Raw genomic sequence first — 25167 nt, forward strand, 5'->3', positions numbered from 1 at the left:
CTTAAGCGCGGGTCAGTGCGTTTTTCTCTTTTTCATGTGCTGCGAGTAAACCAGCTGAATAATACCGTCTTTGAGACCGAGGTCGGGTACGATAATCTGGCTGGCTCTGGCCCATTTCATGACCGAAATATAAATGTCGGCGGCCGGTACGATTACATCGGCCCGGTCGGCATTGAGCCGGAGTTTATTGATCCGATCGTCCAGGCTAAACGTAGCAATGTGATTCCGGATGCGCTCAATTTCGGTCAGGGTCGTACCTTCTTCCGAGGTTTTGGCCGCCAGGTTGAACAGTTTGCTGATGTTGCCACCCGTACCGACGGCAATAATCTCGCGGGACGCGTCGACGTTATCCTCGACCCAGTCTTCTATTTTGCGCCAGGCGCCTTTGGTTTCTTTGCCTTCCAGCAGCCGTACCGAGCCGATCTTGAACGATCTGGAATTGACTTTCTGCCGGTTCACATAGAGGTTGAGCTCGGTGCTGCCACCGCCCACATCGATGTGCAGAAACTGCCGGTCGTCGAGGGCCTGAACAACCACATTGTTGATTAGTTCGGCTTCTTTCTGGCCGTCGATGATGTGGATTTTTACCCCGGTTGCCGTTTCGATACGCCGGGCTATATCGGGACCGTTACTGGCCTCGCGCATGGCTGAGGTGGCGCAGGCCATGTAGCCTTCTACCTCATGCAATTCCATCAATAACTTATAGACCTGCATGAGCTTGGTCGTACGGGCTTCGGACTCGGGGGTCAGTTCGCCGAAATTAAAGACGTCGTGGCCCAGGCGGAGCGGGAACCGGACGTATTCGACCCGCTTAAAACTGACGAGGTCATCGTTGTGGAGAACCGTCGAAATCTGCATCCGAGCCGCGTTCGACCCGATATCAATAGCTGCCAGTTTCAAAACAAAAAGAGCTAATTTTAATGAACAAAACGGCCAAAGATACCAACTTCCGGGAGCTTTGCTACCAGTGGCGTACAGGCCTGAACGCACCGGTTTGCCACGTTGAGAGCGGACGGCAGGCCCAGCCCGTGCGAAATAAACTGGTTACGAACGGTTCCTGTTCAGAATGGCCGTATACCCAATAGACCAGAAAGCGTTTCGTTGACCAACTGTTTTGCGTAATTTTACCAGCCCTAAGCACTTCACCACAACCGTTACCAGTCAGTCATTATTTCACGGCACTTGAATTATTCCGGGCTGACAATATGTTGATTCTGAATATAGCCAAAACGATTTGCATCCTTTGAAGCCTATTACCGAACTTCTCCGGGAACGTATCCTCGTCCTCGACGGCGCGATGGGGTCCATGATTCAGCAGTACCAGCTCACCGAGGCCGACTACCGGGGTGATCGGTTCGCCGACTGGCCCCACGATCTCAAAGGCAATAACGACCTGCTGTCGCTGACCAAACCTGAGGTTATTCAGGAGATACACCGGCAGTATCTGGAGGCCGGTGCCGACATTATCGAAACGAATACCTTCAGCGGCACCAGTATCGCCATGGCCGACTACCATATGGAGTCGCTGGCCTACGAACTGAACCGCGAGTCGGCCCGGATCGCTAAAGAAGTAGCCGATGAGTTTACGCGGCAAAACCCCGATAAGCCCCGGTTTGTAGCTGGCGCTATGGGGCCAACCAACCGCACGGCGAGTTTGTCGCCCGATGTCAACAACCCTGCTTATCGCGCCGTTACGTTCGATGATCTGGTGACTGCTTACTATGAGCAGGTAGCCGGGCTGGTCGATGGAGGAGCCGATCTGCTGCTGGTCGAAACCATTTTCGATACGCTCAACGCCAAAGCTGCCCTGTTTGCCATCGACAAGTACTTCAAGGAAGGCGGAAAGCGCGTCGCGGTACAGGCCGGTGAGCTGGCCGAAGCCCAGTCTCCGCTGCCGATCATGGTGTCTGGCACGATTACCGATGCCTCTGGACGAACCCTGTCGGGACAGACAACGGAAGCCTTTTTATATTCTGTTTCGCACCTGCCGCTACTGAGCGTGGGGCTGAACTGTGCGCTCGGGGCTGAGCCGATGCGTCCGTATATTCAGACGCTGGCCAAAGAAGCGCCGTTTTTTACGTCGGCGTATCCGAACGCGGGACTGCCCAACGCCTTCGGAGAGTATGACGAGACGCCCGAGTTGATGGCCGTTCAGATCGAAGGATTCGTGCGCGACGGGTTTGTCAATATTGTAGGAGGGTGCTGCGGCTCTACCCCGGCCCACATCCGGGCTATTGCCGATGTGGCGGCCAAATACCCACCCCGCCAGCTGCCGGCGCCTGAACCTTACCAGAAGCTGAGCGGGCTTGAACCCCTCAAAATTACCGAGCAAACCAACTTCCTGAACGTTGGCGAACGCACCAACGTGACCGGCTCGAAGAAATTTGCGCGGCTGATCAAAGAAGGCAACTACGACGAAGCGCTGAGCATTGCGCGCGGCCAGGTGGAAGGGGGCGCCCAGGTGATTGACGTCAACATGGACGAGGGTATGCTCGACTCGGTCGAGGCCATGACCACGTTCCTGAACCTGATTGCGTCGGAACCCGATATTGCCCGCGTACCGATCATGGTCGACTCGTCAAAGTGGGAAGTGATCGAAGCCGGTCTCAAATGCGTGCAGGGAAAAGCCATCGTGAACTCCATCTCGCTGAAAGAAGGGGAGGAGGCATTCATCGAGCGAGCCCAGCTCGTTAAGCGTTACGGAGCTGCTGCGGTGGTGATGGCTTTCGACGAGAATGGGCAGGCCGATTCCTACGAACGGCGCATCGAAATCTGCGAACGCGCCTATCGGATTCTGGTCGACAAGGTCAACTTCCCCCCGCAGGATATCATCTTCGATCCCAATATCCTGACCGTAGCAACGGGTATCGAAGAGCACAACAACTACGCCGTCGACTTCATCAATGCCACCCGCTGGATCAAAGAGAACCTGCCGCTGGCGAAAGTGAGCGGGGGCGTGTCGAATATTTCCTTCTCGTTCCGGGGCAACGATGTGGTGCGCGAAGCCATGCACTCGGCTTTTCTCTACCACGCCATCCGGGCGGGGCTCGACATGGGTATCGTGAACGCCGGTCAGCTGGAGGTGTATGACAGCATCCCCAACGACCTGCTCGAGCGCTGCGAAGACGTACTGCTCAACCGCCGGCCCGACGCTACCGAACGCCTGGTCGAGTTTGCCGAAACGGTAAAAGCCAAAGGTAAGGTCGTGGTACAGGACGATGCGTGGCGGAGTGAACCCGTTCGGGAGCGGCTCAAACACGCGCTTGTCAAAGGTATTACGGATTTCATCGATCAGGACGTGGAAGAAGCCCGGCAGCAGGTCGAGCGGCCGCTGCACGTGATCGAAGGACCGCTCATGGACGGTATGAATGTCGTGGGCGATCTGTTTGGCGAAGGGAAAATGTTCCTGCCGCAGGTGGTCAAATCGGCGCGGGTCATGAAAAAAGCCGTGGCTTACCTGACGCCCTTTATCGAAGCTGAGAAACTGGTAGGCGGAGATACCTCGACCAATGCCGGTAAAATACTGCTGGCCACGGTGAAGGGTGATGTGCATGATATCGGCAAAAACATCGTTGGTGTCGTGCTGGGCTGTAATAACTACGAAATCATCGATCTGGGGGTGATGGTGCCGACCCAGAAGATTCTGGACGCGGCCCGCGAACACCAGGTCGACATTATTGGCCTGAGCGGGCTCATAACCCCCTCGCTCGACGAGATGGTGGGGGTGGCGAAGGAGATGGAACGACAGGGCTTTACGATCCCGCTGCTGATCGGGGGCGCTACGACCTCCCGGATGCATACCGCCGTGAAAATAGACCCGCATTACTCGGGGCCGGTTATCCACGTGCTTGACGCAAGCCGCAGCGTACCGGTAGCCGGTCGGCTGGTCAGCGATACCGAAGGCACTAAAGAAGAGATTTTCCGCGAAATAAAAGCCGAGTACGCCCGGCTGCGCGAAGACCACGCCAAGCGGCAGAAAGAGAAGAATCTGCTGGGTATCGAAAAAGCCCGCGCCAACCGTACGCCCATCGACTGGCAGGCCTTCCAGCCAACCAAACCTGCGTTTCTGGGCAATCGTTATTTCGACGAGTACGATATCGCTGAACTGGCCAAATACATCGACTGGACACCTTTCTTTCAGACCTGGCAGCTAAGCGGCAAATACCCGGCCATCTTCGACGATGCCGTCGTGGGTAGCGAGGCTCGTCGGCTTTATGACGATGCCAACCGGCTATTGCAGGAGATCATTGACGGCAAGCTGCTAGGGGCGAAGGCGGTAGTCGGCTTCTACCCGGCCAACTCCACCGACGACGACGTGCTGCTGCATGAGTTCGAAGAGGAAGTCCGCGATATCCCCTGCGAACGCCACGGGTCACACCGGCACATCGAGTACAAAATCAGCCGGGCCGAATCGGCGGCTGCGGTAAGCGTCTCCAACGCCGGCACGCTGGTATACGACACCCGTACGGTGCTGCATTTTCTGCGGCAGCAGAATCAGAAAGCACCGGGCTTACCCAACTTCTGCCTGGCCGACTTTGTGGCTCCCCTCGACAGCGGCCGAGAAGACTACATTGGCGGGTTTGCGGTAACGGCGGGTATCGGTATTGAAGCACTGCTGGAAAAATACGAGCGCGACCACGACGACTATAACAGCATCATGGTAAAAGCGCTGGCCGACCGACTGGCCGAAGCCTTCGCGGAACGGATGCACGAGCGGGTTCGGAAAGAATTCTGGCCCTACGCAACCGATGAAACGCTCAGTAACGACGAGCTGATCAAAGAAAAATACCAGGGCATCCGACCGGCACCGGGCTATCCGGCCTGCCCCGACCATACAGAGAAAGCGACCCTGTTCGAGTTGCTGGACGCCAATAAAATCGGTATCGAGCTGACCGAGAGCTTTGCCATGTACCCGGCTTCGTCGGTGAGTGGTTTTTACTTCAGCCACCCCGAATCGAAATATTTTGCGGTGGGTAAGATCAGCAAAGACCAGGTACTCGACTACGCGATGCGCAAAGACATGCCGGTCGACGAGATAGAGCGGTGGCTAAGCCCGGTGCTGGGCTACTGATACCGCCTGAATAGACACATTTCTAACAAAAAGACGGCTACGCACTGCCGTCTTTTTGTTATTAACTTAGGCGCGTAATCGGTAATCAGACATGAATCATTTTATTGATCGACTGGAAATCACCAATTTTAAATCCATCCGGCAGTTGACGGTTGACGGTTTCGGGCGCATCAACCTCTTCATCGGTAGGCCAAACGTAGGAAAATCAAATATTATAGAAGCGCTGTCGCTATTGAATACATCCTGGGAGAAATTAACAGATATTGTCCGGGTAGAGAATCTCAGGGAGCTCCATTTCAATGGAGATATAAACCAAGAAGTTTCAATAAAAATCAGGCGGGATAAAAACTTGCAATACGAAGAGGTATGTAAGCTTATATTCCTTAAATCTGCCTCTGAAACACTTGTTGCAGCGAGAAGTATTAACACCTTTGATCCCAATGATGTTCACACTAATCAAAAGTACGCCTATACAGTAAATGATAATTTTAGCGTACATAAGCCTAAAGGTTACAGCCAAATTTTTGAGCCAGAGACAAAACGATATGCGTATAGGCCTGATGTGAAGTTCTTAGAAAGAAGGGTATCTTACCTGCTTCCCCCTTTTGGGGAAAATATTTTGTACGTTCTTGAACTCATGCCTGAGCTTCGCAAGCTATATGCTCAGTGGTTTCGGCAGTACGGTTTGCGGTTGGTACTAGATACCGCCAGTCAATCATTGAAAGTACAAAAAGAGAAAGGGGAAGATGAAGTTTTTCAGTTGCCCTACTCGTCGGTAGCAGACACCCTGCAACGTATTATTTTTTATAAAACAGCTGTTGCTTCCAATGAAAATTCAGTGCTCTTATTTGAAGAGCCGGAAGCACACGCTTATCCACCTTATATAAGCGAATTTACGCAGGAAGTAATCCGTTCGTTGACCAATCAATTCTTCATAGTAACGCATAGCCCGTTGATCGTTGAGGAGTTTCTGACCGATGCCATCGATGAGTTAGGCATATTCATGGTCGACTTTAAGGATGGACAGACCGTCGTGAGAGGACTGACAACAGAAGAGGTTTACGAAGTCAGAAAATATGGCGTTGATTTATTTTTTAACAGCGAAGCTTATTTATCCTGATGGACCTGAATGTGCTCCCTGAATGCTATATTGACACGAAACTAGTTAAAGCACTTGTACCGCCTAAACGTCAGTATAATCATCAAAAAGGTACCAATGTCCTGAAAATAATGAAGGAGAGCCTGGCTGATGAGTTTGCCCTGGGTATTGTCGATGAAGATGTGCAGGACCGGGAATATGCACAGAATTTTGACTCGATTTATCATATAGAAGGTTGTCTCAGACTGCTGCAACACAGAACAAGACCACACTTCCTTATCTACTTATGTCCGGCAGTCGAACGATGGATCATATTTTGTGCTGATGAGGCTCAAATTTCATTAACCACGTATGGGTTACCCCATGATTTTGACAAACTCAGAAAAATTTCTAAAACATCGAAAAGTGAAGATCGTGATCCTCACTCCGATAACTTTCAGAAACTATTCAGAGCGCTCAGACAATCAAACTCACCGGCTGTCTCAATACTACGACTATGGGTCAATTACCTAAAGACTAACCCATACACCGCAGATGTAAACTGGCTTATTGACGAGACAAATCGATTGCGATAATAAGACAATAAAAGGTATACTAGTCAGCCCAAACTGGCTAGTATATAGTCAACACTGAACCGTTACCCGCAGGAAAGAAGCATCAACCGTGGTGGTAGTCGGGTCGATGCTTTTGTTTTGGCTGTTGAACAGGGCTTCCAGTTCAGTCTGTAGCTCGGCCGTCTTTCCGTTCGTTTCGGCGGCTTCGAACGCATTCATGGTTGGCCCGTAATAGGTTTTGAATACCCTGACAAATTCGGCGGGGGCATAGGGCGCGTTGAAGGTAAATGTGTCTTTCTTGAACGAAATGGCCGATCGGGCTATCCCCGCTTTCTCGAACCGTTCGATGACATGGCTCTCGATACCCCACAGCATAGGGCTCACGAACCCGTCGGGCGGTGGCGGAGTATAGGCCGAACTAATTTTTAGAATCTGAGCCACCAGGGTAGGGTCGCCCGGAATCCAGTTGCCCATAATGATCCGCCCGCCCGGTCGGGTCACGCGAACCATTTCCCTCGCCACTTCAAACGGCTTCGGGGCAAACATGGCGCCGAATATGCTCACAACGAGATCGAAACGATGATCATCCAGCTCTGACAGGTTGGTGGCATCTCCTTCCTGAAACGTGCAGGTAGAAACGCCTTCCAGTTGTACGCGCTTGTTGCCTGCTTCGACCAGGTTGCGGGCTATGTCGACCCCTAAAACGATAGCCCCGCGCCTGGCTGCCGGCAGGGCGGTGGTTCCATCCCCGCAACCCAGGTCAAGAACCTCCAGTCCCTGGGTGATATCAAATTGAGCCACCAGTTTCTCCCCGCTTTCCCGCATGGTTCGGGCAATTTGGGTAAAGTCACCTTTCTCCCATAGTATTTGGTTCGGATTCATCTGTTGTTTGGTTTAGAAGGTTAATACATACAAAAACTACAGCTTTTGTGGGTATTAGTCGCTGACAGCACCTCCGTGAACAACAGTCGCCCTGAAAAATAAGAACGAAGCACCGGCAGATCTCTGTAACGGTGGCTTCGGTCGGTTTTAACAACAGCGCGCACCCAACCAGGCTGGTCAGGTGCGCGCTGTTGTTAGGAAATCAAAAACGTTGATACGGCTTACCGGCTACCCGTTTTTTTGCGGGTGGTCGACTTCGTTGTCGCGGTCATCGACCCCTGCTTGCTGGTGCTGCCCTTCTGAGCACCTATGCTACCGGCTCCGTTAGATGGACCACCCGACGTAGCACCACCCTTAACGGATTGCTGCAGCCCACTGCTTGATCCGGGCTTTGTACTGTTCTTGCTCGAACTACCCGATTGGGCAAAACTGCCTGCCGAAGCCAGCGTGGTCAGCAGAGCTACCATCATTACTGCACTTTTCATACGTTGATCAGATTTTATGAAGCTATATGTATTTGTTGTTGATAACCGACTCGGGGGGCTGATGTTCAGGCTTCTTTTTCAGTGGTTATCCGGTTTCCGGCTGGGCTAAAAACAGAAAACCCGGCCACCTGGCCGGGTTTTCTGTTCCATCGATGTGGTTTATTTACGGCATCAGTACCGTGTCGATAACGTGAATAACGCCGTTCGACTGGTTTACGTCAGCAATGGTAACGGTCGAGTTGCCCCCTTTGGCGTCGGTCAGTACCACGTTTTTGCCTCTCATCATGGCCGTCAGCGTACCGCCCGCAACCGTTGTCAGCGTAGCTTTGCCACCGCCATCTTTAATCTGTTTCATCAGATCGGCCGCGCTTACCTTACCCGGTACTACGTGGTAGGTCAGGATGCCGGTCAGCGTTTCTTTGCTTTCTGGCTTGACCAGCGTCTCAACGGTGCCTTTGGGTAGTTTGTCAAACGCCTTGTTGGTTGGCGCGAAGACCGTGAAGGGACCCGGACCCGACAGTGTTTCAACCAGCCCAGCCGCTTTAACAGCCGCTACCAGGGTTGTATGGTCTTTCGAGTTGACGGCATTCTCAATGATATTTTTCGATGGGTACATGGGCGCGCCACCTACCGTCACGGTTTTTTCCTGAGCAAACGAAACCTGACTTACCGCTACCAGCGCAGCCAGTGCGAAAAAGAATTTTAACGTTTTCATGCTGATAAATTGTGTCTTAAGTAAACTGATAGTGAAGTGTGATCGATCAACGGGAAGACATACGGTTTAACGGCATTGTTTAGATTTGACAGATAAAAAATTAGTTGGTAATAAATTGATAATCAGAAAATATGACTTAGTTGTGTGCGTATATATGCCCGCGTGCCGTTTCAAAAAAATACCCAGCTGCCCGGGGCGGCTGGGTACTGACGCTCGTCAGCGATGTGATTATGGAGTGGATAGAAATACTGTACAAAGGTGATGGTCTGACAAGCACGAGGCAAGGAGAAATCAACCCGAAACGGGCGTTGGAAAAGCCAGTGTTCAATACGGGGAATTTCCCGTATTTACGGGGTAAAAGGCCTATAAAATATTAATAATACATTGATGGTCAATGCTTTATTTTTGTTATCTTAGGCAAGCGATTGAACCGCATCACTTTTTATAGCTGTACAGTATAATTTGACGCAAAAATCAAAACCCCAAACCTATGCCCCTCCTTATTTCACACACACCCGCTAATCGATTCAGATTTGTAGAAGCCAGTTGCGAACTCGATCCGACCTCCAGCCAGGCCGAACCGGTCACTATAGGTGAATTACAAAAACAGGTGAAAAACTACATCGACTACATGGTAAAAGGTCGAAGTGTCGATCCCGACAATGTGTTTCTGGCCGCGACAGTACGTATCGACACCTTGCTGAAGATTATTGCCAGCAACCCGAATTGCGGTGGCATACGGATTTACCTGACTAAGGATACTGCCTTTAATTCGGGGGTCGAGAATGATATCTGGCCATTACTGGTGCCGGTAAGTCATCCAGACGCAGCCAATACGTATACGGATTTGATCAGTGATGACCAGGAGCCGTTAAAAAGCGGACTGGTTACGAATTTTTTGTGTAGAAATCCGCCCTGTCTGCGCCCGTATAAAGGCAGTAAGCTGTTGCCCGATGGGTATAAAGAATAAGAGCAATGAGCCACTCCGCCGGCGGAGTGGCTCATACTTTCAACAGACGATATGGAATGGCTACTTTTGGTGTCTACGCCCAATAAAATATACCTGGGTTTGCTGGCCACTAATGTTATAATCATACTCATAAATTTTACGCGGATAGACAATACGCTACGTCCGCTGTTATTGCTGGTCATCAGTAATTTACTGGTCGAGCTTTGGACTGATTATATCAAAGTAACTACCAACGGAAATAACCTATTCATCTATCATCTGTATGCACCTATAGAATACACCTGCCTGGGTGCCATTTTTTACCTTGCCTTACCATCCGAAAAGCATCGAAAGCGAATCATCGGCTCCATAATTGGGTACATTATTGTTGTCGTGATCAGTACTATTTTCTGGCAGTCGCCAGCTCATAACAACTCGATTACCTACATGATCGAGAGCGCATTGGTCATATACTGGTGCTTTATTTTTTTTCGAACACTGCTTGATCGGCAGGATCTGTACGTACCGGAACGTGATGGCCTGTTCTGGCTGTTTGTGGCTATCCTGATCTACTTTGCGGGTACTTTTTTTACCATTGGTCTGATCGATTATTTCATCATCAGCAATCAAAAACTGGCTACTTTTATATACTATGCCAGCTTTCCTTTTAACTACATACTGTATGTAACAATTGGGATAGTTTGTTTGCTCCCTTCTTCATTGCGGAACCATGAATAGCGAGTCAGCCAATGCAGTACTTGTTGCCTTTGTTGTAGGAAGTATTGTACTCGTGATCATGGCTTTGTTTAGCGCCAGCTTCATTATTTTTCACCGGCGTCGGCGTAGAGAAGTAATTCGTGAACGAAAAGAAATGCAGGAAAAATACCAGCGCGAATTATTACAGTCTCAACTAGAAATTCAGAACCAAACTCTTCAGCAGATTGCCGAAGAATTACACGATCATATCGGGCAGTTACTGACGGTAGCGGCCATGCGGCTGAACCAGCTCGAAGATGACAGTACAGATGCCGCGGTGCAGCAGTCGGTTCGGCAAACGCGCGACGTTGTCAGTACCATCATCACCGACGTGCGGGCGCTGGCAAAGACCCTGGACCACAGCACGGTTCAGCGGTTCGGGTTGCTGCCGAGTCTGTCGCTGGAGCTGGATCGTATTCAGCGAACGGGCCGCCTACAAACCCGGCTCATCGAATCGGGGGAGGTATATGCGCTGGGGGAGCAGGTCGATATTGTCCTGTTGCGAATGAGTCAGGAGTTGCTCAACAACGTATTGAAACATGCCCGCGCCCGTACCGTAACGGTGTTGGTCGATTATCAGCCTGATCGACTTACGCTTACGGTTGCCGATGATGGGCAGGGGTTCAGCCAGGACGATGTGGCAGCCCGCCCAATTAACGAGTCCGGGTCAGGCATGAGCAACCTGCACCGCCGGGCCGAATTACTCGGCGGCACGCTCAACGTTCAGAGCCGTTTGGGTGCCGGCACAACCGTTACCGTACATCTGCCGCGTAATTACACCCGGTAGGGGTCGGCGGGTATACCGTATAATACATTCATATTCATTTTGGTTGCTGTTTGCGGGCTTAGTTTAGTGGCTTGTTATATAACTATCTATATTTCAAGAAGATAATTATCCTCTCGTATACCCCATGCCAACTTCAATCGCCATTGCCGACGATCATCACCTGCTGGCCGAAGCGCTGGCTGATCTAATTCAAAAATTTGATCGCTACGAAGTGCTGTTCATTGCCGAAAACGGCCGTGATCTGCTAACCCGGCTCCAGCGGGGACCGCTGCCCGATATTGCGCTGGTCGATCTGAATATGCCCGAGATGGATGGCTTCGAAACGGCGGTGCAGCTCCGGCAGCTTTATCCATCGGTGCGGGTTATGGCGCTCTCCATGACCGACCGGGAAGAACATATCGTGCGCATGCTCCGCAACGGGGCCCGCGGCTATTTGCTTAAAGGATGTCGATCAACGGAACTACGACAGGCGCTCGATGACGTGATGGAGAAAGGGTATTATTATTCCGATTTTCTGACCCACCGGCTGATTCGTAGCCTCAACACAACCGATCCCGTTACCAGCACGCCTATGTTCGGACTGAACAACCGGGAGTCCGATTTTTTGAAGCTGGCCTGTAGCGAGTTGACCTATAACGACATAGCCGATCGGATGTGCGTCAGCCCCCGTACGGTAGACGGCTATCGCGAAACAGTTTTTCAGAAAATGGGCGTTCGTACGCGGGTCGGGATGGTGATCGTTGCCGTCCGGTGTGGGCTCGTCGAGCTGTAAGGTGCTATATTTGCTTCATGCAATTGATTTTTCACCGGGTTGATCTCCGTCTGAAACATACGTTTACCATTGCCCACGATAGCCGCGATGTGCAACCGTCGCTGCTCGTCGAACTGCGCGATGGCGAGTTGAGTGGGTACGGGGAAGCGACCGCTACGCGCTACTACGGCATTACCATCGATGGGATGGTGGAGGCCATCGAACCGCTTCGCGATCGGATCGAAGCCTACGAACTAGCCGACCCGGCCGTGTTCTGGGCCGAGATGCAGCCGTATCTGGCCAGTAATCCCTTTGCGCTCTGCGCCCTCGACCAGGCTGCCTGGGATCTGTGGGCCAAGCGGCAGCAAAAGCCGCTCTATGCGTGCTGGAACCTCGACCCCTCACGAAGTCCGCTGACGAATTATACAATCGGGCTCGACACCCCCGACCGGATGGTGAGCAAGCTCCTGGAGTGGCCCTGGCCGTTGTATAAAGTTAAACTTGGCCGACCCGATACCGATCTGGACGTGATGCGGGCGCTCCGGGCCCATACCAGCGCCCGCTTTCGGGTCGACGCCAACTGCGGCTGGACTGCCGAACAAACACTGGCTTTTGCGCCCGAGCTGGCCGAGCTGGGGGTTGAGTTCATTGAACAGCCCCTCCCGGCCACCGACTGGAGCGGAGCCCGGCAACTCGCCGAGCAGTCACCCCTGCCGATCATTGCCGACGAGAGCTGCATCGTAGAAAGTGACGTAGCCCGTTGCGCTGGTTATTTTCATGGGGTCAATATCAAGCTGACCAAGTGCGGGGGCCTGACGCCCGCCCGGCGAATGATTGCTACCGCCCGTTCGCTGGGGTTACGCGTGATGGTCGGCTGCATGACCGAGTCGAGTGTGGGCATTTCAGCCATTGCCCAGCTGCTGCCGCTGCTCGACTACGCCGACCTGGACGGGTCGCTGCTCATTGCCAACGATCCCGCTACGGGGGTTACCTTTAACAACGGCCGGGTTATCTACGCCAGCGAAAACGGCACCGGCGCCCGGCTGATGCTTTAACCAACGAACGAGTGAGTCAACAACCCATCCATCCGTTTACCATCGATCAGTTACCGGGCCGTACCATCCGGCATGGCAAACAGGACTATCTGTTTTTTAGCGGCACGGCTTATCTGGGTATGCCACAGCACCCCGGCTTTCAGCAGCTGCTGACCAACGCCATCGGTCGTTACGGCACGGCGTTCGGCAGCTCCCGCAACGGTAATCTGCAACTGGGCATCTACGACGAAGCCGAAGCCCGGCTGGCCAGTTGGTCGGGTGCCGAAGCGGCCCTGACGGTATCGTCGGGTATGATGGCTGGTCAGGTCGTTGTGCAATACCTGCGGGCGCAGCAGGCTTGCTTCATCTATGGCCCGCAGGCCCACCCGGCGCTCTGGCACGATCCGGCAGTGGCGCTGCCTGGTCTGCCGTTCAGCGATTGGGTGGCCCAACTGCCCGACCAGGTGCGGGCGTTGCCGCCTGGTCCCGTCGCCATCCTGCTGAATGCGCTTGATGCGGCCCATTCCGGCTATTACCCGTTCGACTGGGTCGATGCGTTGCCAACAGATCGGGACATTACGCTGTTGGTTGATGATTCGCACGGGATCGGTATTCTCAACGACCTGCCCCGCGCCAATGGTTTGCCCGGTCCCGGCTGGGGCATAGGGCCGAAGATTCCGCGCCCGGGCTCGGTTCGCCTGCTGATAACGGCTTCGCTGGCAAAAGCAATGGGCGTGCCAGGGGGCGTGGTGCTGGGTAATACCGACGTACTGGATGAACTGCGCAAAACCGCTTTTTTCGGGGCCTGTTCGCCCATGCCGCCCGCCTACATGGATGTACTGACCCGAGCCGATGCGCTCTATGCCGACCAGCGGGCCAAACTGCGCGAGAACATAACCCTGGCCGAAGCCCTGCTCGACCGGACCGGCCTGTTTCAGCATGCCAAAGGATTTCCGGTATTTTTTACGGAGCAGAACGACTTGTACCCCTTTCTGCTGGAGCGCGGTATTTTTATCTATTCCTTCGCGTACCCTACGCCTGCCGATAATCCTAACACACGGGTCATTATCAGTGCCTTTCATACCTTCGATGATATTCAGGCCCTGGCCCGCGCCGTCTACGACTTTACCCTCGGAAGTAGTATTGCGTGAACGCCCGGCGCACCAATACGCTTGTTATTTCAGCCCTAGCAGAAAGGAAATACTCTCGGGCACCTGTTGCATGGAGCGCGATGATTCGTCTTCGATAAAGAAGTATTTGACGCCCGATTTTTTAGCCTGCTTCATGATGTCGGCGATGCCCACGTCGCCTGTGCCGAGGGTTACGTTCGACTCTACGTCGGCGTGGCCGCTCATGCTGTCGGGGGTGCCGGGCTTGCGGTCTTTGAGGTGCATCAGCGGAAACCGTTTGGGGTACTTCTGCAGGAGGGCTACCGGATTGTAGCCCGGCGACTTAACCCAGTACACATCCATCTCGAAGTTTACGGCCTTCGGGTCGAAATTCTCGGCCAGGTAGTCGAAGAAGGTGCCGTCCTGATACGTCTGAAATTCGTAGCCATGGGTATGGTAGCACAGCTGAATACCGTTGTCGGCCAGCAACCGACCGGCGGTGTTGAAGACGTCGATAGCCCGGTCGGCATCCTGAATCATGAACGTATCGCCCGGATGCGGTATCCAGGCGCAGACCACGTATTTGGCTCCCAGAGCTTTGGCTTCGGCCAGCACTTTCGGTACGTTATTGTCGAGGTCTTCGAAGCTGGCTCCGGTGCTGATGGCTTTGATGTCGTTCCGGTCGAGCAGCTGGCGGAAGTCGGTCAGACTCAATCCGTAGGTGCCGGCAATTTCGGCCTGTCGGAATCCCATCTGCTTTACTTTGGCCATAGTGCCCGGCACGTCTTTGGCAAACTGATCCCGGAAACTGTACAGCTGAATACCGACGGGGGCGGCTTTCTGCGCCAGGGTGGCAAAGCTGCTTACTAACAGCGCGACAAGGATGATTCGGTTCATGGTTGGCTGATTATACGATACGGCGTACAGGCTGGCCGGTCCGGCTTAGGAACCAGACCGACTAGCTGCATGGCATAAGCCGCAACTACTATACTTTCTACCGATTTGTTTGCGTGGTGAAGGTGCTTTCGAAAATCTTGTCGGCATTGCCAGCCTCGAAGCCTTCGCGCCGGTGCTCCCGCCCGATCTGATCAGGCGAAAGGTGGGTGAACGAGGGAAGTACGCGCCGTTCGGCAAATTCTACGTATGAACCGGCAATCCGGAACACATCGCCCCCGGCAAACTCCGCTTCGATGAGCTGAGCCACCGTTGAGGCCTGCCGAAGCGCCCCGTCCGGGCTGACTTTAATGGTGCCACCCGCCGAGTTGAGCCGGAGCCCTTTGGCCTGGAGAAAGGCAACGAACTCGTCGATAGTATTGTAGCCTTTTTTGAGGTTATGAACGCTGATGGTGAAGTGATTGAGGTAGTATCGGTTGTAGATGACCCAGGCTGCGTATTCGCTCTCGGCCAGCAGCGTCTGGTAATCGGATAGGGTAGGGGTTTGCCAGAGCGGCCGGTGCAGAAAGGCATCGACAGCCGCAGCATCGTCGAGATCGAGCGCATCGACCGGGTCGCTGGTAACGGTGTCGGTATACCGATGAATGATACGCTGGGCCTCGGCCGACAGTTCATGCACGCGCAGTTCGCTGACGAAGATACGGGGCAGGTTGGCGTTGGTACCAGCGGGCGGACTGTACCAGTAGGCCGTCAGTTTTTTCTCGGTGAAGTCGTAACGATCCCGTTTTTCGTAGCCGTAGTGGGTAAAGATCTTCTCAAATGATGCCAGCCCCAAATGCGGAACCCCCATGGTTCGGAAGGCAATATGGTCATTCTCGATTTCCTCGGCCGACGCGATGATGCCGTCTTCAACCATAGCATCGATGATGGTTTGTACATCGGGTACGCGTTCGCTGTATCGGCGCATCAGCCCCTGCAATACGCCGTCGAGGGTGTTGGTTATGTTGGGTGAAGTGGTCATAATCAATAGGGTTTACTGTCGGTTCGGTCCGAGTCGGGCCTGGCCAAATATAAGCCTGAATAACCAAAAATACGGTTAATCGATCGAACGCTGCACTTCCCCAGCGGTATAAACGCGGCTCTTCTCGGTAACCCTATCTTCACCATGGCCCGTGGGGATCGGGGCGCCGACCGCACGGACCACGGTGACCATACGGACCACACATTGTACTGCGCCAGCCAGGAAAATCTTTCGACGAATCATGAAGGGTTGGGGCGCCACTGAGTCCGGGCCAGCAGGACATCGCGGCCTGAACTGGCCTGAACGATACGGTGAAGGTAGGCGTCGGCTGTGTCGGGCGTCGACTGAATAAGCAGCTGATCCTGCCAGTGGCTTTCTGTTCGGTACACCACATCGAGTTCAGCCAGGGCTGCCGTTTCCAGCGTCTGTTGGTCTGTCGCTTCGAGCAGCCATTGGATGTAGGCTACGTTGTTGACGTGTTGGTTCTGGTCGATGCTGAACCAGCCAACCGGTACATCGGTCTGCCGGGTGGGTTCCCAGGTCTGGTTCTGAAACGGCGGCTTGAGGGGTAGCGTGGGCAGCGGCTCGATGTCGGCAGGCGGGGTGAGTGTCCGGATGAAACCCGGCAGCGGCACCATAGTCCGTTTGTCCATATCGAAAACCAGCCAGGTACTACCGGCCTCGGCCAGCAGCGAGCCGTCTTCGGCCAGTACCCGAAAATCGCGGTGGATAAAGTACTTCTCTACGAATGTTGGATACGTAACCACCCGTACCGACTGGCCATAAAGCGGATAGTGGTGCATCCGGAGCCGAAAGCGCATGAGCATCCAGCCCAGCGGAGAGCGGTCCAGATCCCGGCGGGCCAGCTCGTCGATACCGATTCCATAGGCGATGGCGTTGCGGTTGGCCGACTCCTGCATCCAGTTCATAAGCGTCGGAATGCTGATGCGGCCCAGCGCGTCGCATTCGTAACCGCGCAGGTCGTAGGTATCAGATTGAATAGCAGACATAGAGCAAAGATAGCTGCACCAGGCTGCCAGAGCCACTAATCGCGTATAGCCTACAGTTACCGATGTGTTAATTTACGTCTATGTAGTAAATCAGCCCCGAACGCCGTGTATCTTTACAAAACATTTTTTCGAAAAGCGATTAAAACCATATAGTAAGCTATTCCTCAAAAAATCTATTCATTCATTAGACGATTGGCCCGATTTTGGCCGTTTGAAAGAAGTACGTACCGTACGATATCCTTTTTGAACCGCTTAGTACCCCAATGGTGAACCCTTACTTTGTTCACAACTTTACTGTCAGCACCCGTTTCTTGACCGCTAGCCACCTTCTGTTCGTTTCGCGCGAATGGATTTTGCTGGTGTTTTGTCTGGTGCTGGGTATGGGAACAATCTTCGGGCAGGATCAGCCAGCGGCAGCGCCCGCTCGTCGGGGGGCTGCCGGCCGACGGCAGCAACAGGCCGCTGCCGACTCGGCGCGGGCCGATGCGCGCCGACGGGCCATTGCCCGGGCCGACTCTATCAAACAGGCCGTACAGAACCGGACCGATAGTATACGGGCGGCCCGTTCGGCCAACCGCCGGCCAACCATCAACTGGCCCGACCGCCGGGCTACCCGCTTCTCGGAGCGGCCTTCCAAATCGCCTTTCATTCTTCGTGATCCCAAAGGGGTATCGACCGATTTTCGGCTGAGTCCCGACGGGCGCGTGGCCGTTACCGAACGCGTACAGACGGGTGTCTCGCTTTCGGGAGCGCCTGCGCCCAATTCGGTGCAGGGCCGTACGGATGGGGTCACCGCGCCGGGTATATCGACGCCTTCATCGGCCACTACGACGCCGGGTGTGGGCGTGCCGGGGCTGGCGCTGCCCCCGTCGCAGTATGGCTTACCCTACCGCCCCGCCGAAACAATTCCGTTTTCGACGTATAACCAGCTTCAGAACCAGCGGGTCGAGCAAAGCATCTGGCGCGAATACGGCGCCCGGCGCGATGGCCAAAGCGCGCTGAGTGGGCGTGGACTGGTGCCCAAACTCGAACTGCCGCCCATCATCGATCGCCTGTTTGGCGGGAGCCAGATCGATTTTAAGCCGAACGGCTTCGTCACGCTCGATTTTGGCTATCTGTACCAGTTTATCGATAACCCCGTCTTGCCGGTTCGACAGCGCCGGAACGGAAACTTCCTGTTCAACGAGCAGATCAGTATTAACTTCAACGGCAAGATCGGGGAGAAGCTGGGCGTGATGGCCAACTTCGATACCAAAGCCAGCTTCAATTTCGAGAATGCGCTGAAGGTCAACTACCGGCCCGGCGGAAGTCTGCCCGGTATCGGAACGGGGCAGGGCCTTCCCGGTATGCCCAGTCTGCCCGGTATGCCCAGCCTGCCCAATGCGCCTACCTTACCCGGTGTGCCAGGCGTTACCGGTCAGGCGCCGGGTTTGCCCGCTTTTCAGCCGCAGAACGAAAGTATCCTGCAGGGGCTTGAGGTGGGTAATATCAGCTGGGCCGTCAACAGCCAGCTAATTCCGGGGGTGCAGAACCTGTTTGGTATCAAAAGCCAGCTCCGGTTTGGTAAGCTGAACGCTACGGTGGTCGCTTCGCAGCAGCGGTCGCGAAAGAGCGAGATCGTTCTGCGGGGCGGTACCTCGAACCGGCCGTTCGAACTGCGGGCCGATCAGTACGATGAGAACCGACACTTCTTTCTGTCGCAGTTTTTCCGATCCAACTACGAAGCTTCGCTCAGAACCCTGCCGCAGGTAACCTCGGGCGTCAATGTAACACGGGTAGAGGTGTACGTCACCAACCGGACCAATACCACCGAGACGCTGCGAAACATTGTTGGCTTTCAGGACCTGGGCGAAGGCAACCCCTACAGCCAGAACAACCCCAACCTGCAACCGTTTTCCCGCAACACCCGCACCCCGTCCGACAACCGCGCCAATGGTCTGTTTGACCGGCTCACGAGTAACGCCAGCAACCGGCTCCGGCAGGTTGACCAGACCAACGAAGCACTCGTCACAGATTATCAGCTTACTAAAGGTACCGATTTCGACTTGCTGCGGGGTGCTAAACGCCTGACCGACCGGGAGTTTAAACTGCAGCCCGAACTGGGGTATATCTCGCTCGTGACGCCCCTGCGCAACGATGAGATTCTGGCGGTATCCTACGAATATACCTATCAGGGCCGACGCTATAAAGTGGGTGAACTGACCGAAGACTACCAGGCCCGGCGCAATGACGAAGTGCTGGTACTGAAGCTGCTGAAGTCGGCCACGCTGCGCAACAATCTTCAGTTGCCGATGTGGAACCTGATGATGAAAAACATCTATTCCCTTAACAATGCCCAGATTAGCCGACAGGGCTTTCAGCTGCGGATTGTTTACAAAGACGATGTTACCGGTATCGACAACCCGAACCTGCAGGAAGGTCGGCGCCTGCAGAACCGGCCGCTGGTACAGGTATTCAATATGGATCGGCTCAACCAGCAACTCGACGCCCAGCCCGACGGTAACTTCGATTACGTGGAGAACATTACGGTCGATCCGCGCTATGGCAAAATCATATTCCCGGTCCTGGAACCGTTCGGGTCGTTCCTGAGCCGCCAGTTCGACCCCGACGAAGACAACCTGCGCTCCAAATACGTTTTCGATCAGCTGTATCGGACAACCCTGGCCGATGCCCAGCAGCTGGCCGACCGGAATAAGTTCTTCCTGCGCGGTTCGTTTCAGTCGGGCAATGGGGCCGAAGTTCAGCTGCCCTATGGCGTCAACGAGCAGTCGGTACAGGTAACGGCGGGTGGCGTGCCGATGATGCCGGGGGCCGATTATGTCTTCGAGAGCCAGACGGGGCGCCTGCGGATCATTAATGAGAGCGTGACCAACTCGGGCCGCGAAATCCGCATTAGCTTCGAGCAGCCCGACCTGTTCCAGAACCAGATCCGAACGCTGATCGGTACGCGGCTGGATTACCTGCTCACCCCCGATATCAACTTCGGACTGACGGCCATGCACATGCGCGAAACCCCCGCCGGTTTCCTGACCCGCGTGGCCATTGGCAACGAACCGGTCAACAACTCCATTCTGGGATTGCACGCCAACTACCGCAAAGACTCGCCCGGCCTGACGCGCCTGCTCGATGGCCTGCCGCTGGTGCAGACCAAAGAAATGTCGACCATTCAGGCCAGTGCCGAAGTAGCGCAGCTGTTTCCGGGGACCAACCCCCGCGCCCGGGGCGATAGCTATCTCGACGATTTCGAAGCCGCCCGAACCATTTTCGACCTGACCCGCCAACCCACCCGCTGGCGGCTGGGGGCTACCCCGCAGCAGTTTCCGCAGGGATCGTTCCAGAATCCGCTGGAATCGGCTTATAACCGCGCCCGTATCTCGGTCTATTCCGTAGACCCGAGTTTGTACACGCCCGGTTTGCAGGGCGCCGTGTCGAACGTCGACCCCGATGAGGTGAAGAACTACGTATACGAGCGGTACTTCCTGCCCACCGATCTGTTTCCGGGTCGGTCGCCCCGGCCGGTGCAGCTGCCCGAGAGCATTCTGGACGTAGCGTACTTTCCCAGCGAGCGGGGTATGTACAACTATAACCCGAACCTGAAACCCGACGGAACGCTCAACAACGATCCCCGGCGCAACTTCGGCGCTGTAACGCGGGCTATTGCCTCGGACAACGACTTCGACAATGCCAACGTTGAGAACCTCACGTTCTGGCTCATGGACCCGTTCGTAAAGGGAGAAAGCGGAAAAGTAAGGGGCAATGCTGACGATAGTAAAAACCAGCCCAACAGCACGGGCGGCCGGCTGGTCTTCAACCTCGGCGATATTTCGGAAGATGTCGTTAAGGATAGCCGCTATACGTTTGAGAACGGTTTCCCGGCCAACGGTAGCCTGGACAGCACCCGCAACGGCACCGTAGAGCCAACCCCCTGGGGTCGGGCACCCAAGCAGCAATTTGTGACCAATGCGTTCCAGAGTGGTGGTCGCGACAACCAGGACATCGGTCTCGACGGCCTGACCAGCCGCCCCAACTCAACTCCCGGTGTGGTGTCGGAGCAGCAGTTCTTCAAAAGCTACCTCGATACGGTGCTGCCGCGGATTACTGACCCGGAGGCCCGCGCTTCCATCGAGCAGGACCCCTCGGGCGACGATTTCCGATTCTACCTGGGCGAAGAGGCCGACCGGCAGAAGTACATCGTGGCCCGGTACAAGCATTACATGGGTATGGAGAACAACTCGCCCGAGAATACCTCCACCAACCAGTTTCTGACCCCCGCGTCGTCGACCCTGCCCGATATCGAAGACCTCAACGCCGATAATACCATCAACGATAACGAAGCCTATTACGAATATGAAGTGAATCTGCGGCCCGACCAGCTCGAGGTAGGGCGAGGCTATATTGTCGACAAGGTGACGGTGCCGACCGATGTGGCTGGTACGGTTACCTGGTATCAGTTTCGGATTCCGATTCGCGAGTATCTGCGGAAGGTGGGTAACATCAACGGCTTCAAATCGATCCGGTTTGCGCGGATGTACCTGACTGATTTTGACCAGCCGGTTGTGCTTCGGTTTGCACAGCTGCAGATGGAAGCCAATCAGTACCGCAAATACCTGGGCGATCTGAACCAGCGTGGCCTGCAGGAGGTACCCGAACCCTACGACGCCAACTTTACCGTCTCGACGGTGAACGTAGAAGAAAATAGCAGCGCTCTGGCTACGCAGGCAGGGGGCAACAAATACGTGTACTCGGTGCCGCCGGGCTACCAGCGCGACCGCGACTATACGCAGGTGAACACCGTTGAACTGAACGAGCAGTCGATGCGGCTGAGCGTAACCAACCTCCGCGACGGCGATTCGCGCGGGGCGTTCCGGAACGTGAATTTCGACCTGCTGTTCCGTAAGCAGCTCAAGATGTTCATTCACATGCACGGCGACAGAAAGGAGGATGTGGATGGACAGGTGTCGGCCTTCGTCCGGCTCGGCACCGATTATACCGACAACTATTACGAGATCGAGATTCCCCGCCTGCAGGCAACGCCCGAAGGCCTTTGGGGCCCCGACATAGTATGGCCATCCGCTAACGAACTTGATATCGCGCTGGAAGAGCTGACCAACCTGAAAACGGAGCGGAACCGCCAGCTTACCCGCCGAACCTCCTTACCCTTCACCCTGCCTTCGTCGACGGGGCGGTACATACTGACGGTGGTCGGCAACCCAGACCTGAGTTCCGTACAGTCGGTAATGATCGGGGTGCGCAACCCCCGCCAGGCCGGCGATGGCGAAGGGGCCAAAACGTTTACGATCTGGGTTAACGAACTGCGCGCCAACGGCTACGACCAGCAGGCGGGTATGGCGGCCATTGGTTCTGTAAATATGAAGCTGGCCGATCTGGCCACAGTGACGGCATCGGGCCGGATTACCACCTTTGGCTTTGGCGGTGTGCAGACGCGCATTGGCGAACGGGCCCGCGAGACAACCAAGGAGTTTGGCCTTTCATCGGCCGTTTCGGTCGATAAGTTTCTGCCCGCCAACTGGGGGCTGCGTATTCCGATGTACGTTAACTACGACTACCGGAACGTAGACCCGCACTTCGATCCGCTCGATCCCGACGTGCCGCTAGACAATTCGCTCTCGACCCTGCCCGAAGGCCTGGTGCGCGATAACTACCGACGCATGGTGCAGGACAATACCACCCGTCGCGGGCTAAACTTCTCGAACGTCAGAAAGGTAAAGACCAACCCAAACGCCAAAACGCACTTCTGGGATGTCGAGAACTTTGCGTTTACCTACGCCTTCAACGATACCAAGCGCAGCAACATTCTGACCGACGAGTTTCTGCAGCGGCAGCAGCGGGGTGGTATCGCCTACACCTTTAGCGGGCAGCCAAAAGCATTTGAGCCGTTCCGCAACAAAGCCAGTTTCGAAGCGCCCTACCTGCGGTGGCTCAAGGATTTTAACCTGACGCTGCTGCCGTCGCTGGTCAGTATCCGTTCCGATCTGGACCGTAGTTTCGTGAAAACCCAGCTGCGCTCGTCCGACCTGACCACAAACGGGATTCCGGCTCAGTTTGAGAAGTATTTCCTGTTCAACCGCTATTACGACCTGACCTGGAACCTGACCCGAAGTCTGGTGCTGACCTACCGGTCGCAGGCCAACTCGATCATCGACGAACCCGCGGGCGATATAAACAGCCAGGCCAAACGCGACTCGATCATCAATAGCCTCAAACGACTGGGCCGACTGAAGAATTTTGTGCAGGACATCCGCGCCACCTACCGGCTGCCACTGGACAAAATTCCGCTGCTCGACTGGATTGCGGCCGATGCCGTATATGGGGTAGGGTATCAGTTTCAGGCCAATTCGTTCGGCATTGCCGATACGCTGGGTGTGCCGTTTGGTAACGTCGTCAGAAACAACCGCGAGCGGGGCATTACGGGACGGGTCGATCTGATTCGGCTCTATAACAAAATACGCTATCTGCGTTTTGCCAACACGCCGGCGCCGGTGCGGAAGAACTTTGCCCGTAACCCCGGTGATATTGAAGAGATTCAGCGGAGCGAGAGCCGGGTGCTCAAGAATTTCACGCGGGCGCTGCTGACCGTGCGGGGGATCAATTTTCAGTACACGGTGCAGGAGTCGACCATCCTGCCGGGCTTTTTGCCAACGCCCAGGTACTTCGGCGTCGACGAAAACAACGCGCCGGGACTGGGTTTCGTACTGGGCAGTCAGGACAGGTCCATTCAGTACCGGGCGGCCGAACGCGGCTGGCTGGCCCCGAGTACGGTGCAGAATACGGCATTCCAGCAGAACCTGACCAAAAAATTCAACGCCCGCACCACGCTCGAGCCGTTCAGGGATTTCCGGATGCAGGTAGAGTGGCGACTGGACCGGACCGACGCGTACCAGGAGTTTTTCCGGCCGGGCTCGCAAGGTGGTCCTTTCGAAACCCAGTCGCCGGTGCGTAACGGACAGTTTTCGATGTCGTTCTGGTCGTTCCGGACAGCTTTCATCGGGCTGCGGGGCGACAATACATCACCCATCTTCGACCGCTTCGAAAGCTACCGGCAGTACTTCATCGATAAGCTGACCCAGGCGAATCCGGACCGGCAGGGCATCTATACGGCTACTTCGCAGGATGTGCTGATTCCGGCCTTCTTCGCGGCTTATAGCGGACAGCCGATCGAGAAAGCAAAGCTGTCGCCGTTCTATAGTTTCCCGCTGCCTAACTGGCGGATCGACTACAACGGCCTGTCGGGGCTCGACTTTATCCGGAAGCGGTTCAGCGCCTTCACCATCACGCACAGCTACACCTCCAACTACAGCGTGGGTAACTTTATCTCCAACCTGGAGTACGGAGCCGCCTTCGTGAATCTGGCCGTACAGGGTTACCCGTTAGGGGCCGCGGTGAACCAGCTGGGCCAGTACGTACCGGTATTTGCCATGAGTACCATCACCATGTCGGAGAAATTTGCGCCGATGATTGGGGTGCAGTTTCAGACCAAAAGCCGGATCAGCGGCCGACTCGAATACAACCAGAGCCGCGATATTGCGCTGAACCTGTCCAATATTCAGGTTGCTGAGCTGAGTAATAAAGACCTGACGGCCTCCATTGGCTTCACGCGGCAGAACATCCGGATTCCATTCCGGATTAACGGGGCCTACAAACGCCTGAAAAACGATCTGACGTTCTCGGCCAACCTGACCCTGCGCGACACCCGGGCTATCCAGCGCAAAATCGACGCGGAGCAGATTCTGACGGCGGGTAATGTTAACTTCCAGCTGCGGCCACAGGTCAGCTATATCGTTAGCCGACGACTGAACGTCAACTTCTATTTCGACCGGACGTTCAACGACCCGCTTGTTTCGAACTCGTTCCGGCGGGCCACTACGTCGGGTGGGGTACAGGTTAAGTTCAATCTGGCCGAATAGGGTAGCTCATTTGTGCCCTGCCGTGAACGAGCAATCAGATGGAAGATGCGGTATAGTAAATATACTTAAGTAGTGGTGTCTGTAAAATGAGGTAAAAGTTTGGTAATTAGAGGCCTGTTACCAAA

At 54.8% G+C, this 25167-nt stretch carries 17 protein-coding genes; 9 read left to right on the top strand and 8 right to left on the bottom strand.

Annotation, left to right across the window (positions count from 1 at the left end; all coding sequences use genetic code 11):
- Positions 1-12: 12 nt before the first annotated feature.
- Positions 13-900, bottom strand: coding sequence for a Ppx/GppA phosphatase family protein (locus FBR45_RS02450; protein WP_138499005.1), 888 nt, complete (start codon positions 898-900; stop codon positions 13-15).
- Positions 901-1243: 343 nt separating this feature from the next.
- On the opposite strand from FBR45_RS02450, the gene metH reads away from it, so the two are divergent.
- Entirely contained in the window at positions 1244-5071 is a 3828-nt protein-coding gene (gene metH, locus FBR45_RS02455) for a methionine synthase (protein ID WP_138499007.1), read from the top strand.
- A gap of 91 nt (positions 5072-5162) precedes the next feature.
- Positions 5163-6191 carry an AAA family ATPase gene (locus FBR45_RS02460; protein WP_138499008.1) on the top strand — a complete coding sequence of 343 codons (1029 nt, stop codon included), beginning with the start codon at positions 5163-5165 and terminating at the stop codon, positions 6189-6191.
- Between the two features lie 41 nt (positions 6192-6232).
- Here the strand turns inward: FBR45_RS02460 and FBR45_RS26295 are convergent, their stop codons facing one another.
- The 4 genes from FBR45_RS26295 to FBR45_RS02475 all read right to left on the bottom strand — a co-directional run bounded on the left by FBR45_RS26295 (position 6233) and on the right by FBR45_RS02475 (position 8806).
- Entirely contained in the window at positions 6233-6397 is a 165-nt protein-coding gene (locus FBR45_RS26295; protein ID WP_171044819.1) for a hypothetical protein, read from the bottom strand.
- Positions 6398-6793: 396 nt separating this feature from the next.
- Positions 6794-7606 carry a class I SAM-dependent methyltransferase gene (locus tag FBR45_RS02465; RefSeq protein ID WP_138499010.1) on the bottom strand — a complete coding sequence of 271 codons (813 nt, stop codon included), beginning with the start codon at positions 7604-7606 and terminating at the stop codon, positions 6794-6796.
- Between the two features lie 221 nt (positions 7607-7827).
- The gene (locus FBR45_RS02470) at positions 7828-8091 is read right to left on the bottom strand and encodes a hypothetical protein (protein WP_138499012.1); all 264 of its coding nucleotides are present in this window, start codon (positions 8089-8091) and stop codon (positions 7828-7830) included.
- Positions 8092-8254: 163 nt separating this feature from the next.
- On the bottom strand, positions 8255-8806 hold the full coding sequence (locus FBR45_RS02475; RefSeq protein WP_138499014.1) for a fasciclin domain-containing protein: 552 nt from the start codon (positions 8804-8806) through the stop codon (positions 8255-8257).
- Between the two features lie 490 nt (positions 8807-9296).
- On the opposite strand from FBR45_RS02475, the gene FBR45_RS02480 reads away from it, so the two are divergent.
- The 6 genes from FBR45_RS02480 to FBR45_RS02505 all read left to right on the top strand — a co-directional run bounded on the left by FBR45_RS02480 (position 9297) and on the right by FBR45_RS02505 (position 14234).
- On the top strand, positions 9297-9776 hold the full coding sequence (locus FBR45_RS02480; RefSeq protein ID WP_138499016.1) for a hypothetical protein: 480 nt from the start codon (positions 9297-9299) through the stop codon (positions 9774-9776).
- 51 nt (positions 9777-9827) lie between these two features.
- A complete protein-coding gene (locus tag FBR45_RS02485) occupies positions 9828-10493 on the top strand; it encodes a hypothetical protein (protein ID WP_138499018.1) in 666 nt (221 codons plus the stop codon).
- Positions 10486-11298, top strand: a complete 813-nt coding sequence (locus FBR45_RS02490) for a sensor histidine kinase (protein ID WP_171044820.1) — start codon at positions 10486-10488, stop codon at positions 11296-11298. The genes FBR45_RS02485 and FBR45_RS02490 overlap by 8 nt, the downstream gene beginning before the upstream one ends.
- A 124-nt stretch (positions 11299-11422) precedes the next feature.
- Complete coding sequence (locus FBR45_RS02495; RefSeq protein WP_138499020.1) at positions 11423-12070, top strand: response regulator transcription factor; 648 nt, start codon at positions 11423-11425, stop codon at positions 12068-12070.
- Positions 12071-12087: 17 nt separating this feature from the next.
- On the top strand, positions 12088-13104 hold the full coding sequence (locus tag FBR45_RS02500) for a dipeptide epimerase (protein ID WP_138499022.1): 1017 nt from the start codon (positions 12088-12090) through the stop codon (positions 13102-13104).
- An 11-nt stretch (positions 13105-13115) separates the two neighbouring features.
- The gene (locus FBR45_RS02505) at positions 13116-14234 is read left to right on the top strand and encodes an aminotransferase class I/II-fold pyridoxal phosphate-dependent enzyme (protein WP_246082084.1); all 1119 of its coding nucleotides are present in this window, start codon (positions 13116-13118) and stop codon (positions 14232-14234) included.
- Between the two features lie 24 nt (positions 14235-14258).
- On the opposite strand, the gene FBR45_RS02510 is transcribed toward FBR45_RS02505, so the two are convergent.
- The 3 genes from FBR45_RS02510 to FBR45_RS02520 form a co-directional block, all read right to left on the bottom strand.
- Positions 14259-15089 carry a sugar phosphate isomerase/epimerase family protein gene (locus FBR45_RS02510; protein WP_138499024.1) on the bottom strand — a complete coding sequence of 277 codons (831 nt, stop codon included), beginning with the start codon at positions 15087-15089 and terminating at the stop codon, positions 14259-14261.
- A 97-nt stretch (positions 15090-15186) separates the two neighbouring features.
- Positions 15187-16107 carry a DUF1338 domain-containing protein gene (locus tag FBR45_RS02515; RefSeq protein ID WP_138499027.1) on the bottom strand — a complete coding sequence of 307 codons (921 nt, stop codon included), beginning with the start codon at positions 16105-16107 and terminating at the stop codon, positions 15187-15189.
- A 239-nt stretch (positions 16108-16346) separates the two neighbouring features.
- Positions 16347-17117, bottom strand: a complete 771-nt coding sequence (locus tag FBR45_RS02520; protein ID WP_138499029.1) for an acyl-[acyl-carrier-protein] thioesterase — start codon at positions 17115-17117, stop codon at positions 16347-16349.
- Positions 17118-17380: 263 nt separating this feature from the next.
- On the opposite strand from FBR45_RS02520, the gene sov reads away from it, so the two are divergent.
- Positions 17381-25042 carry a T9SS outer membrane translocon Sov/SprA gene (gene sov / locus FBR45_RS02525; protein ID WP_138499031.1) on the top strand — a complete coding sequence of 2554 codons (7662 nt, stop codon included), beginning with the start codon at positions 17381-17383 and terminating at the stop codon, positions 25040-25042.
- The last annotated feature ends 125 nt before the right edge of the window (positions 25043-25167 follow it).

The organism is Spirosoma lacussanchae (assembly GCF_005870035.1).
Lineage (GTDB): Bacteria > Bacteroidota > Bacteroidia > Cytophagales > Spirosomataceae > Spirosoma > Spirosoma lacussanchae.